At 71.5% G+C, this 13,881-nt stretch carries 13 protein-coding genes and 2 pseudogenes; 10 read left to right on the top strand and 5 right to left on the bottom strand.

Annotated elements, in window-relative coordinates; translation table 11 throughout:
- Positions 1-3: 3 nt before the first annotated feature.
- Both AC5WRL_RS23265 and AC5WRL_RS23260 read right to left on the bottom strand, forming a co-directional pair.
- The gene (locus AC5WRL_RS23265; RefSeq protein WP_496090591.1) at positions 4-1,515 is read right to left on the bottom strand and encodes an ABC transporter permease; all 1,512 of its coding nucleotides are present in this window, start codon (positions 1,513-1,515) and stop codon (positions 4-6) included.
- Positions 1,516-1,716: 201 nt separating this feature from the next.
- Complete coding sequence (locus tag AC5WRL_RS23260; protein ID WP_496090590.1) at positions 1,717-3,474, bottom strand: ABC transporter family substrate-binding protein; 1,758 nt, start codon at positions 3,472-3,474, stop codon at positions 1,717-1,719.
- A 445-nt stretch (positions 3,475-3,919) separates the two neighbouring features.
- On the opposite strand from AC5WRL_RS23260, the gene AC5WRL_RS23255 reads away from it, so the two are divergent.
- From AC5WRL_RS23255 to AC5WRL_RS23210, 10 genes and pseudogenes are all read left to right on the top strand, one after another.
- Positions 3,920-4,477 carry a DUF2617 family protein gene (locus tag AC5WRL_RS23255; RefSeq protein WP_496090589.1) on the top strand — a complete coding sequence of 186 codons (558 nt, stop codon included), beginning with the start codon at positions 3,920-3,922 and terminating at the stop codon, positions 4,475-4,477.
- Positions 4,474-5,232 (top strand): annotated as a pseudogene (locus AC5WRL_RS23250) (spermidine synthase); the annotation flags it as partial. The gene AC5WRL_RS23255 and the pseudogene AC5WRL_RS23250, both read left to right, overlap by 4 nt.
- Before the next feature lie 181 nt (positions 5,233-5,413).
- Positions 5,414-6,397 (top strand): SRPBCC family protein, encoded by a 984-nt coding sequence (locus AC5WRL_RS23245; RefSeq protein ID WP_496090588.1) that lies wholly within the window; start codon positions 5,414-5,416, stop codon positions 6,395-6,397.
- A 22-nt stretch (positions 6,398-6,419) separates the two neighbouring features.
- Positions 6,420-7,265, top strand: a complete 846-nt coding sequence (locus AC5WRL_RS23240; RefSeq protein ID WP_496090587.1) for an aldose epimerase family protein — start codon at positions 6,420-6,422, stop codon at positions 7,263-7,265.
- An 11-nt stretch (positions 7,266-7,276) separates the two neighbouring features.
- A complete protein-coding gene (pyrE, locus tag AC5WRL_RS23235; RefSeq protein ID WP_496090586.1) occupies positions 7,277-7,813 on the top strand; it encodes an orotate phosphoribosyltransferase in 537 nt (178 codons plus the stop codon).
- Positions 7,814-7,973: 160 nt separating this feature from the next.
- A complete protein-coding gene (fbaA, locus tag AC5WRL_RS23230; protein ID WP_496090585.1) occupies positions 7,974-8,996 on the top strand; it encodes a class II fructose-bisphosphate aldolase in 1,023 nt (340 codons plus the stop codon).
- A 41-nt stretch (positions 8,997-9,037) separates the two neighbouring features.
- Positions 9,038-9,451 carry a DUF3151 domain-containing protein gene (locus AC5WRL_RS23225; protein ID WP_496090584.1) on the top strand — a complete coding sequence of 138 codons (414 nt, stop codon included), beginning with the start codon at positions 9,038-9,040 and terminating at the stop codon, positions 9,449-9,451.
- Positions 9,452-9,590: 139 nt separating this feature from the next.
- Positions 9,591-10,412, top strand: a complete 822-nt coding sequence (locus tag AC5WRL_RS23220) for a tryptophan 2,3-dioxygenase family protein (RefSeq protein WP_496090583.1) — start codon at positions 9,591-9,593, stop codon at positions 10,410-10,412.
- A pseudogene (kynU, locus tag AC5WRL_RS23215) lies at positions 10,405-11,628 on the top strand (kynureninase); the annotation flags it as partial. The gene AC5WRL_RS23220 and the pseudogene kynU, both read left to right, overlap by 8 nt.
- A complete protein-coding gene (locus AC5WRL_RS23210; protein ID WP_496090724.1) occupies positions 11,605-12,375 on the top strand; it encodes an alpha/beta hydrolase in 771 nt (256 codons plus the stop codon). The pseudogene kynU and the gene AC5WRL_RS23210, both read left to right, overlap by 24 nt.
- 21 nt (positions 12,376-12,396) lie before the next feature.
- On the opposite strand, the gene AC5WRL_RS23205 is transcribed toward AC5WRL_RS23210, so the two are convergent.
- The 3 genes from AC5WRL_RS23205 to AC5WRL_RS23195 form a co-directional block, all read right to left on the bottom strand.
- Positions 12,397-13,110, bottom strand: a complete 714-nt coding sequence (locus tag AC5WRL_RS23205) for a bleomycin resistance protein (RefSeq protein WP_496090582.1) — start codon at positions 13,108-13,110, stop codon at positions 12,397-12,399.
- A 105-nt stretch (positions 13,111-13,215) separates the two neighbouring features.
- Entirely contained in the window at positions 13,216-13,605 is a 390-nt protein-coding gene (locus AC5WRL_RS23200; protein WP_496090581.1) for a hypothetical protein, read from the bottom strand.
- Entirely contained in the window at positions 13,602-13,859 is a 258-nt protein-coding gene (locus tag AC5WRL_RS23195; protein WP_496090580.1) for a hypothetical protein, read from the bottom strand. The genes AC5WRL_RS23200 and AC5WRL_RS23195 overlap by 4 nt, the downstream gene beginning before the upstream one ends.
- Positions 13,860-13,881: the final 22 nt, after the last annotated feature.

Genomic DNA, 13,881 nt, shown 5'->3' with positions numbered 1-13,881 from the left:
CCTTCAGGACAGCCGGATACGGGGGTCGAGGAAGGCATAGGCGATGTCCGCGATCATGTTGAAGAGGACGATCGCGCCGCCGGAGACCAGGAAGAACGCCATGATGGGCATCGGGTCGCCCTGCTGGATGCCTTCCAGGAGCAGCGTTCCCATGGCCCGCCAGCCGAAGACCTTCTCGGTGATGACCGCGCCGCCCAGCACCGTACCGATGTCGAGGCTCACCAGGGTGGTGATCGGGATCAGGCCGTTGCGCAGCACGTGCCGGGTGACCACGGCCCGCTCGCTCAAGCCCTTGGCCCGGGCGGTGCGCACATAGTCCTGGTTCATGACCTCCAGCATGCTGGCCCGGGTGTAACGGGAGTACGTGGCCAGCGAGATCAGCACCAGCGCCAGGGTGGGCAGGGCCAGATGCCCGAACGAGTCCAGGCCGCCCTCCCAGAACGTGCCCTCGTAGTTGGGGGTGTTGGCGCCGATGGTGGAGATCGGCCGGCCGTTGACGGAGTCGCTGTAGGAGGCGAAGGACTGGAGCATCCGGTCCAGGAAGATCACCGCGCCGGTGAACAGACCGGTGAAGATCGCCGCTGGGATGGCGTTGCGCCGGTACAGCGCGCCGCCGAGGTACCAGCCGACGCCGTAGCAGATCGCGGTGGTCAGCAGGGCGAGCAGCAGCAGCGTCACCGCGCTGGGGTCCTCCAGCACCGGGCCGAGGGTGAAGTACGCGACGATGCCGAGCCCGGCCGCGATCAGCGCGGACTTGAGCGGGGGCGCCCAGTCCAGGCCGCTGACCAGGGTGGTGAGGCCGATGGCGCCGCCCAGGGCGGTCAGCGCGACGACGATCGGGCCGAGCCCCGGGTCGGAGAACCAGTTGGTGGCGGAGAGCACCGACAGCAGCACGGCCATGCCGGCCGCGGTGGTGCCGAAGACGGTGAGCCGGGTACGGCGGTCGCCGACCACCAGGCCGCCGGCCGTCAGGGCGGTGAGCAGCGAGAGGGTGGCGATGAACGGCACCGAGATGACCGGGTCGGCCAGCCAGTCGTTGAAGTCGATCGCCAGGAACTCCTTGAAGAGTGTGGCGAGCCAGAAGATCGGCAGCGAGAAGCAGATGAACGCCACGAAGGTGACGGTCTGGTCCAGGGCGCTGTACTGGCGCAGCGCGGAGATGACGCCGATGGTGATGCCGACGACGATGGCGATCACGGTGGCGCCGATCACCAGCTGGAGGGTGGCGCTCACGGCCGCGTCCAGCATCGTGTTGACGCTCAGGCCCTGCCGGTTGACGCCGAGATCACCTCTGATGGCGTCCCCGAGCCAGAGGAAGTATCTGACGATGAAGGGTTCGTCCAGATGCATGCGTTCGGTGATCACGGCGATGGCGTTTTCGCGCGTGTTGTCCGGCAGTTGGCGCGCGTCGGCGAGCGGGTCCTTGACCTTGGTGGCCAGGAAGAAAATCACGATCGTGGCGGTGACGAACACCCAGATCGAGACAAACAGCCGCCGCACGATGAAGACGAGCATGGCGCTGACTCCTGAAGGTGCGAGTGGTGTGGGAGGTGAAGGGCTTGAGGGGGGTGGAGCTGCGATAAGACGCAAATGGCAGACGGGGCCGGGGGTTTGAGGCCCCCGGCCCCGTGAGGCGTGTGCCTTGGTGCGGTGCGGCGGATCGGATCAGCTGGTCACCCGGGAGCCGGGTGACCGCTCACCGTCACCGCCGCGGCCTCAGCCCTTGGACCACTCTTGGACGTTCCAGGTGATGGAGCCCTGGGACGGGTTGGGGACGATGTTCTGCACGCTGTCGCCCCAGGCGGTGATGCCGGGGTGCTGGAAGATCGGGATGGTGGCCAGGTCTTCCCACAGCTTCAGCTCGATCTGGGCGGACAGCTCCTGCGCCTCGGTCTCGTCGGAGGCGACCAGGATGTCGCTCAGCAGCTGGTCCACCTCGGGGTTGGAGTAGCAGCCGTTGTTGTTGCCCTTGCCCTCGACGGTGCACTCGGCGGTGCGGAAGGTCGAGTTCCAGCCGGACCGCTGGTTGGAGCCGATCCACGCGAACTGGGCGACATCGAAGGTGCCCTGCGAGAGGCCACCGTTGGTGTCGAAGAAGTCGGCGGAGGAGACGAACTCGACGTCGAAGCCGGCCTGGTCGCAGGACGCCTTCACCAGGGCGCCGGAGTCGTTGCGGCGCTGGTTGTCGAGGGTCTCCACGCGGATCTTGGTGCCGACGGCGTCCTCGGCCTCCAGGATCGCGCGGGCGCGGTCGATGTCGGTGACACCGAACTCGCCGACCACGGGGGCGACGGCCGCGTCGGCCACGTCGTAACCCGGGTCCCAGGGGGCGATGTTACGGATGTTCTTGACCTGGGCGTCCGGCACGATCGGCTGGATCAGGTTCTCGACGATCTGCTGGCGCGGGGCGCACAGCGCGAACGCCTGGCGCAGCGGCAGCGAGTCCGAGAACGGGCCGCGGTCGAAGTTGAAGTCCCAGTGCTCGTAGGTGTACTGGTTCCCCAGGTAGGACTGGATACCGCTCGCCTGCGCGAGCTGGTTGGCGACATCCACCGTCGGCTGCGGCTGGATGACGTCGACCTCACCGTTCTGGAGCGCCTGGACCTGCTGCTCCTCGGCGACCTGGCGCACCACGATGGTCTTGGTGGCCGGCTGCTCGCCCCAGTAGTTCTCGTTGGCGGTCAGGGTGACCGACTGACCCTCTTCGTAGCCGGTCAGCTTGTACGGGCCGGAGGAGGGGATGATCGCCTCGTCGGGCAGCGAACCGCTGATCAGCCAGCCCTCGTTGAAGAAGGCGGCGGCGTCGGCCAGGGCGTCGGCGTCCTCGGCCAGCAGCGCGGCGAGGAGTTCCTCGTCGCTCAGGCCACCCTGCGCGGCGACGACGTGCGCCGGCATGATCTTGTTGTTGCCGACACCCGGGCCGGAGGTCTCCCAGTCGGCGTACGGGGTGTCGTAGACGAGGGTGAAGGACTTGCCGCCGGCCTCGCACTCGGGGCGGGTGGTGTCCTCGATGCCCTGGGTGCCCACGGCGGAGAACAGGCCGTCGATGGCGCCGCTCTGCTGGGTCCACCACAGCTGGACGTCGAGGCAGTCGATCGGAACCCCGTCCGACCACACGGCGTTCTCGTTGATGGTGTAGTTGACCGTCAGCGGGTCGTCCGACACCTTCTCGTAGGTGCCGAACTCCTCGTGCGGGGTCACCAGGCCGGCTTCGCCGTCGAAGCCCCAGAAGCCGCCCACGGTGCCGTTGAGTATGGTGCCGTTGGCGTTGGAGTTCGCGCCCGCGGTGGTGGGGTTGTAGCTGTCCAGCGGCTGGGCCCAGGCCAGCGTCACCGTGTCCTTGGAGCCCCCGCCGCCGTTGTCCTTCTTGCCTGCGTCATTGTTGTCGCCGCTGTCACTGCCACATGCTGAGAGGACGAGTACGCCTCCCAGCAGGGCAGCGCCGAGCTTCGACGCCCTGCCGAATCGGGTCATCTTGGGCCTTCCACGGTGTGATGACTTGTAGTGTGAAGTTGCGGAGAGCTTCCTCACAGAACCGCGCGCGAACAAGTGCGCAAGAGTGACCGTTGTGCAGCCGAGATGTGAAACAGACTGAGTTGTTACCAGCATCTACGCGCATATATGGAACAAACGGGCGTTTCAGTGGCGCTAAGGCGCCATTGACATGAACGGATGTTCGCATTGCGGGCACGGGGAGGAGAACACCTGACCCACCCTGTCCCCGGGGGGATGGAAACCTGGTGAAGTTGGGTAAAAACGCTGTGGGGGCGGCGTGTTCCATGATTCGGTGATTCCCGTATCCGGGTTCAGCGCCTGGGCGACCCGCCCAGTGCCTGCCAGGCCCGGCGGACGAGCCGGCCGAGGGTATCCCATGGCCGGCCCGCCCCACCATCGACTGCGTGCATGCGGGAGCCGACCCATGCTCACCACCATTCACACCGCCTATACCGACACCAGGGCCGACGACCTGGCCTGGGCGCTGGGCCGCGAGCCCTTGCCGTCCCTGGCCACCCTCGATCTCGAACTCGCCGGCGCGCGCGTACAGCTGCGCGTGCTGGGCGCCTCCCACCAAGTGCTGCTCAGCGCGCTGGGCGACTCCTGTTCCGAAACCGTCGCCTGCATGCCCGGCAGCAACACCCCGCTGCCGCTGGGCGTCTCCAAGCGGCTCGGCAGCTTCGACTACGAATTCGCCGCCCGCGTCGAGACCCTGAGCGCCGGCTCCTTCACCGGCCGCGCGCAGGAGTTGCTGGCGCTGGTGGCCGAGCATCCGTACGGGATCGCCGCCACCTTCCCCGGCGACCCGAACGCCTTCACCGCCTTGCTCGCCCAGCGGCGCGGCGGCCAGGTGCACTGGCGCACCTGGCACGCCTATCCGCAGGAACGCCGGCTGGTCGTCACCAGGACCAGGATCGGCGTCCACGTCGCCCCGGTGAGTGACGTGGTGGGTGCGGGGAGTGACGTAATGTTCGGCTCGTGATCGCACCCTCCGCAGCCGCTCCGGAGCAGGGCTCGGAGCCGGCGGCCGTCGACACCCGGCTGCCGGTGCCGCCCGGCACCGGCCGCGCGCTGGTGCTGGTGGGCGTCTTCATCTGCGCGGCCTGCGGACTGGTCTACGAGCTGGAGCTCATCGCGCTGGCCGACCATCTGGTGGGGGACACCGTCACCCAGACCTCGGTGGTGCTGTCCCTGATGGTCTTCGCGATGGGCCTCGGCTCGCTCGCCGCCAAACGGCTGCGCGGGCGCGCCTCCGCCAACTTCGCGCTGGTCGAGGCCCTGCTGGGGCTGGTGGGCGGCAGCAGCGCCATGGTGCTGTGCCTCGCCCAGGTGTGGAGCGGCGAGGCGCGCTGGGTGCTGTTCGGGTACGCGCTCGCCATCGGGGTGCTGATCGGCGCCGAGATGCCGCTGCTGATGGCGCTGATCCAGCGGATCAGGGAGCAGGAGGCGGACCGGGCGGTGGCGGACCTGTCGGCGGCCGACTATGTGGGCGGGCTGCTCGGCGGGCTCGCCTTCCCCTTTCTTCTGCTGCCGCTGCTGGGGCGGCTGACGGCGGCACTGGTCACCGGTGCCGTCAATGTGGTGGCGGGCGGGCTGCTGGTGCTGTGGTTGTTCCGGCACGATCTGACCCGGGCCGACCGGCGGCGGCTGGTCGCCCTCAACGCGGGGGTGATCGCGGTACTGCTGTCGCTGGTCACCCTGGTGGGCCCGGTGGAGCGGGCCACCGACGAGGCGCTGGCGGAGAGCGGCGCGGAGAGCGGCGCGGAGCACGAGCCGGAGTACGGGGTGCGGCGGCCGGGCGGCTGAGCGGCTGAGTCGGCCGGGCGGCCGAGTGGGGTGGCCGACTGGTGGGGTGGCCGATTTCCGTGTCTTGTGTCGGACTAGTCGTTTAAGCGGCCTCAGTGGGTAGGGTCGCCGCATGGAACACGAGGTCTACGTCCCGTTCTCCGCCGCCGTTCTGCGGAGCGCGTTCGCCGATCCGGAGCGGGTCGCCCGCTGTGTTCCCGGCCTTGAGCTGGACCAGGAGCAGCCGGCCGGGTCGCCCACCACCCCCGGCGCGCCGGCCGGCGCGAGTGCCACCGGCCGGCTGCGGCTGCGCGTCGGCGGCACCTCCATCACCTACCGGGGCACCCTCGCCATCACCGGCCCGGCCGGCACCGGCGACGGCACCTTCACCTTCACCGCCGAGGGCCGCGAGGCGCGCGGCTCCGGCAGCGCCGCGCTGACCCTCACCGTGGTGCCCCGGGAACTGCCGGACGGCTCCGGCAGCACCCTCGCCTTCAGCGGCGCGGTGCGGAGCAAGGGCCGGCTGTCGGCCGTCGAGGCCCGGCAGCGGCAGTCGGCGGGCCGCCGGCTGCTGGAGCGGTTCCTGGAGGCGCTGGTCGCCGAGCTGAGCCAGGAGGAGGTGGAGCGGGGCGAGGTGCCGCCGGTGCCCACCGGTGGCGGCGGGATCGGTGAGCCGGACGACAACGAGCGCGTCATCCCCGGCATCCCGGCCCCCGAAAGTCAGCCGGCGGTGGAGTCCGGGCACGCCGGGCAGGAGTTCGAGGATCTGGCGGAGCTGGATGGCCTCGGCGACCTGGAGGAGCTGGACGGCCTCGGCGATCTGGAGGACCTGGAGGACCTCGACGCGCTGGAGGACATGGAGGACCTCGACGAGGACCGGGAGCGCCCGGCACGCCGTCATACCCCGGCCCCCGAGGCGGACTTCGCCCGCCGGACCATGATCGGCCGCAGCGCGGAGGAGGTCGACCACGCCCCGCCGCGCGGCCGTTACGCCCCCGAGCCGCCGCCGGGCGGCGGCAGCGCGGTGCCGATCTCGCTGCGCTGGGTGGCCCCGGCGGCGGCGCTGGCGCTCGCCTCGGCCGTCGTGGTGGGCCGGGTGCTGAGACGGCGGCGCTGACCGGGCTCGTTATGGTCTTCGGGTGACCACGGATGACTCAGACCGCCCCGACCACGCCGCCGTGCTGCTGCGGGCGGCCGGTACGCAGCTGACGGTGCGCCCCGACGAGGGCGCCCGGCTCTCCTCCCTGCTGATCGACGGCACCGAACTGCTGCGGCAGGGCGAGCGCTTCGGCTCCTTCGTGATGGCCCCCTGGTGCGGGCGGACCCGCGAGGGCCGGTTCCACAACGGCGCGGTGCGCCATCAGCTGCCGGTGGACGAGGGCCAGCAGCACGCCATGCACGGGACGGTACGGGGCAGGCCGTGGCGTACGGTGCGCGCCGAGGGCCGTACGGCGGTCTTCAGCCGGGCGATCGGCGCCGGCGAGCAGGGCGACCCGTGGCCGTACGCCGGCACCGTCACCCAGACCGTCGAACTGGCCGAGGACGGCAGCGGTCTGACACTGACGCTTGGGGTGGAGACCGCCGAGGTGTCCTTCCCGGCGCAGGCCGGCTGGCACCCCTGGTTCCTGCGCCGTCTCGCCCCGGGCGCCCCGGGGGTGGAACTGGACTTCACGGCCGGCTGGCAGGAGGAGCGCGGGGATGACCATCTGCCCACCGGGCGGCGGATCGCGCCGTTGCCGGGGCCGTGGGACGACTGCTTCGGGATGCCGGAGGGGACGGATGTCACGCTGACCTGGCCCGGGCAGCTGGAGCTGAAGGTGACCAGCCGTGGTGAGTGGGTGGTGATCTACGACGAGGTGGCCGAAGCGGTGTGCGTGGAGCCGCAGTCGGGGCCGCCGAACGGGCTGAACACCGCCCCGGAGCTGGTCACCCTCATCGAGCCGCTGGAGATCTCCACGGTCTGGAGCTGGCGGCGGCTGCCGTAATGTCGGCTTTCATGAACGCGCGTGAGACCCTGCTGCGGCAGATTCAGGACAAGGCCGTGGTGCACGGCAAGGTGATGCTCTCCTCCGGGGTGGAGTCGGACTACTACGTCGATCTGCGGCGGATCACGCTGGACGGCGAGGCCGCCCCGCTGGTGGGCGAGGTGCTGCTGGAGGCCACCGCGCATCTGGAGTACGACGCGGTGGGCGGGCTGACGCTGGGCGCCGACCCGGTGGCGGCGGCGATGCTGCACGCCTCGGCCGCGCGGGGCCGGCGACTTGACGCGTTCGTGGTGCGCAAGGCGCAGAAAGTGCACGGGCTTCAGCGGCGGGTGGAGGGCCCGGATGTGGCCGGCCGCCGGGTGCTGGTGGTCGAGGACACCTCGACCACCGGTTCGTCGGCGCTGGAGGCGGTGGCCGCGGTCCGGGAGGCCGGCGCCGAGGTGGTGGCGGTCGCGGTGATCATCGAGCGCGGTGCCGCCCCGGCGGTCGAGGCGGCCGGACTGCCGTATGTGCAGGTCTACGGCCTGCCGGAGCTGGGTCTGGGCTGATCGGCCGGCGCGGCCATCTCACCCCGATACTACAGAGGGTCACTGTTTCACGTGAAACAGTGACCCTCTGTGCATATGGCGGCCACCACACTGGTGCATCTGTTCCGGTCTGGGAGGATGGGCGGGACGTGGACCCGCACGGATACCAAGGAGCGGACAGATGCCCATCGCGACCCCCGAGGTCTACAACGAGATGCTCGACCGGGCGAAGGCAGGCCAGTTCGCCTACCCCGCCATCAACGTCACCTCGACGCAGACCCTGCACGCCGCGCTGCGCGGCTTCGCCGAGGCGGAGAGCGACGGCATCGTGCAGATCTCCACGGGCGGCGCCGAGTTCCTGGGCGGCCAGTACCACAAGGACATGGTGAGCGGCTCCACCGCGCTGGCCGAGTTCGCCCACATCGTCGCCGCGAAGTACCCGGTGAACATCGCCCTGCACACCGACCACTGTCCCAAGGACAAGCTGGACGGCTACGTACGCCCGCTGCTCCAGCTCTCCAAGGAGCGCGTCGCCCGCGGCGAGAACCCCCTCTTCCAGTCCCACATGTGGGACGGCTCCGCCGAAACCCTGGGCGACAACCTGGCGATCGCCGAGGAGCTGCTGGCGATCGCCGCCGCCGCCAAGATCGTGCTGGAGGTGGAGATCACCCCCACCGGCGGCGAGGAGGACGGCGTCACCCACGAGATCAACGACAAGCTCTACACCACCGTCGAGGACGCGCTGCGCACCGCCGAGGCCCTGGGCCTGGGCGAGAAGGGCCGCTACCTGCTGGCCGCCTCCTTCGGCAATGTGCACGGCGTCTACAAGCCCGGCAACGTGGTGCTGCGCCCCGAACTGCTCAAGGACCTCCAGGAGGGCGTCGCCGAGCGCTACGGCAAGCAGAGCCCCTTCGACTTCGTCTTCCACGGCGGCTCCGGCTCCACCCGCGAGGAGATCGCCACCGCGCTGTCCAACGGCGTGGTGAAGATGAACCTCGACACCGACACCCAGTACGCCTTCACCCGGCCCGTCGCCGACCACATGCTCCGCAACTACGACGGCGTGCTGAAGATCGACGGCGAGGTCGGCGACAAGAAGACCTACGACCCGCGCAGCTGGGGCAAGCTCGCCGAGGCCGGCATGGCCGCCCGCGTCACCCGGGCCTGCGGCGACCTGCGCTCCACCGGCACCCGCCTGAAGTGACGGAGCGGGAGGCACCGCCCCGAGCAGGCAGACTGGAGGGCATGTCCCTTCACGAGAACCTGCTCGGGGGCCCGCCCCCGACCCACCTGCCCGACGACCCCGAGCCGCGCGAGCTGCTCGCGGCCGGCACCGCCCCCGCCGAGGTGGCCGCCAAGTACCCGGCCTCCTCGCTGGCCTGGGCGCAGCTCGCCGACGACGCGTTCGCCGAGGGCGCCCCGGTCGCCTCGTACGCCTACGCCCGCACCGGCTACCACCGCGGTCTCGACGCGCTGCGCCGCAACGGCTGGAAGGGCCACGGCCCCATCCCGTTCGAGCACGAGCCCAACCGGGGCTTCCTGCGCGCCCTGCACGCGCTGGCGCGCGCCGCCCAGGCCATCGGGGAGCAGGAGGAGTACGAGCGCTGCACCACCTTCCTGCGCGACAGCTCCCCGACGGCGGCCGAGACGCTGTCCTGAGCCGTCAGGTATCCGCCGCGTGAACAGGGCGCTCCACCGCACCACGGTGGGGCGCCCTTCGCGCGCGGGGCACGTACGCTGCGGCTGTACCCCGGCGATCCCGGGCGCGTACCACCAGCGAGGCGAAGGAGCGAGCGAGATGTCGGACACCCCCGGCGAGCCGACCCTGCACTACGACGGCAGCACGCCGTACGAGGACTACGTACGGGCCGAGGTGCTGACCCACCTCCAGCGCCCGCTCTCGGACGATCCGGGCGAGATGGCGTTCCTCGTCACCACCCAGGTCATGGAGCTGTGGTTCACCGTGATCGTGCACGAATGGCGGACCGCCGCCGACGCGCTGCGCGGTGATGACCTCCCGCGCGCGCTGGCGGCGCTGCGCCGCTCCGGTTACGAGCTGACCGCGCTCAACGCCTCCTGGGAGCCGCTGGCACATCTCACCCCCGGCCAGTTCAACGCCTACCGGGCGGCGCTGGGGGAGGGGTCGGGCTTCCAGTCGGCGATGTACCGGCGGATGGAGTTCCTGCTCGGCGAGAAGTCCGCCGCCATGCTGGTCCCGCACCGGGGCACCCCCAAGATCCACGACGAGCTGGCCAAGGCGCTGCACGAGCCCGGACTGTACGACGAGGCGCTGGGCTATCTGTCCCGGCACGGCGAACAGCCGCTGCCGGCCGAGGTGCTGGCCCGGGACTTCCAGGCCAGGTACGAGCCGCACTCGGCCGTCGAGGCGGCGTGGCAGCGGGTGTACGCGGGGGGCGAGGGGCCGCTCCAGACGCTGGGCGAGGCCCTGACGGAGGTGGCGGAGCTGGTGTGGCGCTGGCGCAACGACCATCTGGTGGCGACGCGGCGGGCGATGGGCGGCAAGACCGGGACGGCCGGCTCGGCCGGGGTGGCCTGGCTGGAGAAGCGCGCGGCCAAGAACGTCTTCCCCGAGCTGTGGACGGCGCGCAGCCATGTCTGAGGCGACGGCGGTGTCCCAGGTGTCCCAGGTGTCCCAGGTGTCCGAGGGGCCCGAGGTGTCGGCGCGGGCGCGGGAGCTGGACGCGGCCGACCCGCTGCGGGAGCGGCGGGCCGCGTTCGTCCTGGACGACACGGTCTACCTGGACGGCAACTCGCTGGGCGCCCTGCCCGCCGGGGTGCCGGACCGGCTGGCCGAGGTGGTGGCCCACGAGTGGGGCCTGCTGCGGATCCGCTCCTGGACCGAGTCCGGCTGGTGGACCGCGCCGGAACGGATCGGCGACCGGATCGCCCCGCTGCTGGGGGCGGCGCCCGGCCAGGTGGTGGTGGGCGACTCGACGAGCGTGAACATCTTCAAGGCGCTGGTGGCCGCCGTCCGGCTGGCGCCCGCCGACCGCGACGAGATCCTGGTGGACGCCACCACCTTCCCCACCGACGGCTACATCGCGGAGTCGGCGGCCCGGCTGACCGGCCGGGCGCTGCGCCCCGTCCCGGCGGACCGGATCGCGGCCCAGGCCGGCCCGCGTACGGCGGCGGTGCTGGTCAACCACGTGGACTACCGCACCGGAGAGCTGCGCGATCTGCCCGGCATCACGGCGGCGGTCCGGGCGGCCGGGGCGCTGAGCGTGTGGGACCTGTGCCACAGCGCGGGCGCGCTGCCGATCGGGCTGGACGCGGCCGGCGTGGACCTGGCGGTGGGCTGCACGTACAAATACCTGAACGGCGGCCCGGGTTCCCCCGCGTACCTGTACGTCCGAACCGACCACCAGGACGGGTTCGACTCACCGCTGCCCGGCTGGAACTCGCACGCGGCACCGTTCGCGATGACGCCCGAGTACACCCCGGCGACGGGCGCGGCGCGCGGCCGGGTCGGGACCCCGGAGATTCTGTCGCTGCTCGCCCTGGAGGCGGCGCTGGAGGTGTGGGACGGGGTGGACATGGCGGCGGTGCGGGCCAAGAGCCTGGCGCTGACCGCGTTCTTCGAGGAGCGGCTGGCGGGCCTGCTGCCCAGCCTCACCCCGGCGGAGCCGGCCCGGCGCGGCAGCCAGGTCGCGCTGCGCTGCCCGGACGCGCGGCGGGTGTCGGCGGAGCTGACCGCGCGCGGGGTGGTGGCCGACTTCCGGGAGCCGGACGTGCTGCGGTTCGGCTTCACCCCGCTGTACACCTCGTTCGCGGACGCGGAGCGCGCGGCGCGGGTGCTGACGCGGGTGCTGGCGGGGGAGCCGGCGGCGCCGGTCGCCGGGTCCCAGGACACCGGCCGGGACGCGGACGAGCTGGCCGCCCTGCTGTCCCACCCACCGGCCCGCCCCGACCGCACGGTCCGCTACGGCCCGCACCCCGACCAGGTCGCCGACCTGTACGGGGACGAGGACCCGTGGGTGGCGATCGTGCACGGTGGCTGGTGGCGCGAGTCCTACGACCGCACCCATCTGGCCCCGCTGGCGGCGGCGCTGGCCGCCCGCGGCATCCCGGCGGCCCTGGTCGAATACCGCCGCGGTCCCGGCAACTGGCCGCAGGCGGCCGAGGACCTGCTCGCCGCGCTGGCCGCGCTGCCCGGCGCCGGCCCGCTGACCCTGGTCGGTCACTCCGCCGGCGGCCACCTGGCCCTGTGGGCGGCGGCCCGCGACCCGCACCGGGTGGCCCGTACGGTCGCGGTCTCCCCGGTCGCCGACCTGACCGCCGCCGCCCGGCTGGGGCTGGGCGGGCACGCGGTCCGCGACTTCCTCGGCGAACCCCTGGACACCCCTCTCGGCGAAGCCGACCCGCTGCGCCTGCCGGCCCCGCCGGCTCCGGTCACCCTGCTGCACGGCACGGAGGACGGCCAGGTCCCCCTCGCCCAGTCGCTCGCCTACGCCACCCACCACGGCACCCCCCTGACCCCCCTCCCCCGAACCGGCCACTACGCCCCGATGGACCCGGGTACGGAGGCGGGGGCCCGGCTGCTGAGCATCCTGGAACGCGGCTGACGAAGCACCGGGTCGATACAGCTAGGCCGTTTCGTCGCGGAGTTCGGCGAGGCGGGTGAGGTCGTCCGGGATGCCGGACCGCTCCGGGGCGGAGAGCGGGACGGCGGCGGCCTGGTCGAGGAGGTGGGTGACGGTGGGCCGGGGGTCGCCCTGGCGGTGGGCGATGTCGGCGCGCAGGGTGAGGAGGCGGACCCGCTGTACGGGGGTGGGCTTCTCGTTCCGCAGCGCCAGCACCCGGTCCAGGACCTTGGCGGCGGCGGGCAGATCCTCCTTGGAGTCGGCGAAGATCACCGCGAAGTGCAGCGCCCGCTCGAAGGTCTCCTTCGGCGCGGCCTCGTAGTGCCCGTCGCCGCCGGTCGGTTGGCCGATCCGGATGGAGTTCCCGCCGGGGTCGGTCATGAGGAACTGCCGCACCCCGTACGCCATGTTCTTCACCGGCCCGATCCGCGGAATCCCTCGGGTGGGCACCTTCCCGTACGTGTCCTTGAGGCCGGCCCGGAAGATCTCGTAGAGGGCGTCGACCTCGCCGGTGAGGATGTAGCAGCCACCGAGGGAGGTCGCCGGGTCGAACTCCTTCATGCCGAAGAACTGAAGCTCGATGGAGCCACGCTCCACGACGAGGTAGGGGTACGGGCTCTTCTGCTCGAAGGTCACCTCGAACCCCAGCGCGGTGTAGAACTCGGCGACCGGCGCGATGGCCCGACAGGTGAGGAGCGGAATGGTCTTCTCGGTCATCCCCCGACCCTAATCAAATTTGACTAGCGCCGCCTATGGGAATCCCGGCCCGCCGCGTCCCCGCCCCCACCGGGACGGGGGCGACGCACGGCGGTCCGGGCCGGATCAGGCGGTGTCGGGGGTGATGTTGAGAACGCGCACGGTATGGCCCTCCCACTTCTCCGGCGCAGTCGTCGCGATGACAGCGCCGTCCGGGCGGTCCGCCGAGGGCTCCGCCGCATACCGCGTGTGGGCATCCGCACAGGTCGTCTCGCGGGCAAGCGCGAGCGCGGCGGGAAGATCGAGGTCCAGAATGACGATGCCGGGCAGCGCGGCGAAGCGTTCGGCGATGCCGGGGCGGTGCCGGTCCGCCTCCACCCATGCGCAGATCGGAGCGTAGACGTACCAGCCCGGCACCTCTTGGGCGCGGTGGATCAGGCCCGAGGCCATCGCGTCGCCGTAACCGGCGGCCAGCATGGCCGAGTCATCCGGAACGAAGTGCACGGCATCGCTCATGGGGCCGGCGCCTTGGCCGGCCTGCGCTCCAGCTCGGCATCGATGGCGCTCTTCTCGGCCGGTGTCGGGTCGTATCCGTTCCACTCGCGGAGGGCGATCCGGGTCTGCTCGGCACGCGCGGCCCGTTCCTCGGGGGTGAGGAGGCCGCCCGCCCGTTGGGCGAGATAAGCCCGCGGCGACAGCCCTTCACTCGCCGCTATCCGGGCCAGCCGGTCCCGGGCCTCTGCGGGGATGCGGATATTGGCATCAGGCATGATCGAACTCCTCGACTGGCCG

The sequence above is a fragment of the Streptomyces sp. NTD107 genome, from assembly GCF_059510435.1.
Note: the sequence above shows the minus strand (reverse complement) of the source record. Positions and strands in the feature narration are given on the sequence as shown.

What these genes read in the sequence shown, in the direction of transcription:
- AC5WRL_RS23265 (WP_496090591.1), bottom strand. Translation starts at nt 1,515, where the DNA reads ATGCTCGTCTTCATCGTGCGGCGGCTGTTTGTCTCGATCTGGGTGTTC.
- AC5WRL_RS23260 (WP_496090590.1), bottom strand. Translation starts at nt 3,474, where the DNA reads ATGACCCGATTCGGCAGGGCGTCGAAGCTCGGCGCTGCCCTGCTGGGA.
- AC5WRL_RS23255 (WP_496090589.1), top strand. Translation starts at nt 3,920, where the DNA reads ATGCTCACCACCATTCACACCGCCTATACCGACACCAGGGCCGACGAC.
- AC5WRL_RS23245 (WP_496090588.1), top strand. Translation starts at nt 5,414, where the DNA reads ATGGAACACGAGGTCTACGTCCCGTTCTCCGCCGCCGTTCTGCGGAGC.
- pyrE (WP_496090586.1), top strand. Translation starts at nt 7,277, where the DNA reads ATGAACGCGCGTGAGACCCTGCTGCGGCAGATTCAGGACAAGGCCGTG.
- fbaA (WP_496090585.1), top strand. Translation starts at nt 7,974, where the DNA reads ATGCCCATCGCGACCCCCGAGGTCTACAACGAGATGCTCGACCGGGCG.
- AC5WRL_RS23225 (WP_496090584.1), top strand. Translation starts at nt 9,038, where the DNA reads ATGTCCCTTCACGAGAACCTGCTCGGGGGCCCGCCCCCGACCCACCTG.
- AC5WRL_RS23220 (WP_496090583.1), top strand. Translation starts at nt 9,591, where the DNA reads ATGTCGGACACCCCCGGCGAGCCGACCCTGCACTACGACGGCAGCACG.
- AC5WRL_RS23205 (WP_496090582.1), bottom strand. Translation starts at nt 13,110, where the DNA reads ATGACCGAGAAGACCATTCCGCTCCTCACCTGTCGGGCCATCGCGCCG.
- AC5WRL_RS23200 (WP_496090581.1), bottom strand. Translation starts at nt 13,605, where the DNA reads ATGAGCGATGCCGTGCACTTCGTTCCGGATGACTCGGCCATGCTGGCC.
- AC5WRL_RS23195 (WP_496090580.1), bottom strand. Translation starts at nt 13,859, where the DNA reads ATGCCTGATGCCAATATCCGCATCCCCGCAGAGGCCCGGGACCGGCTG.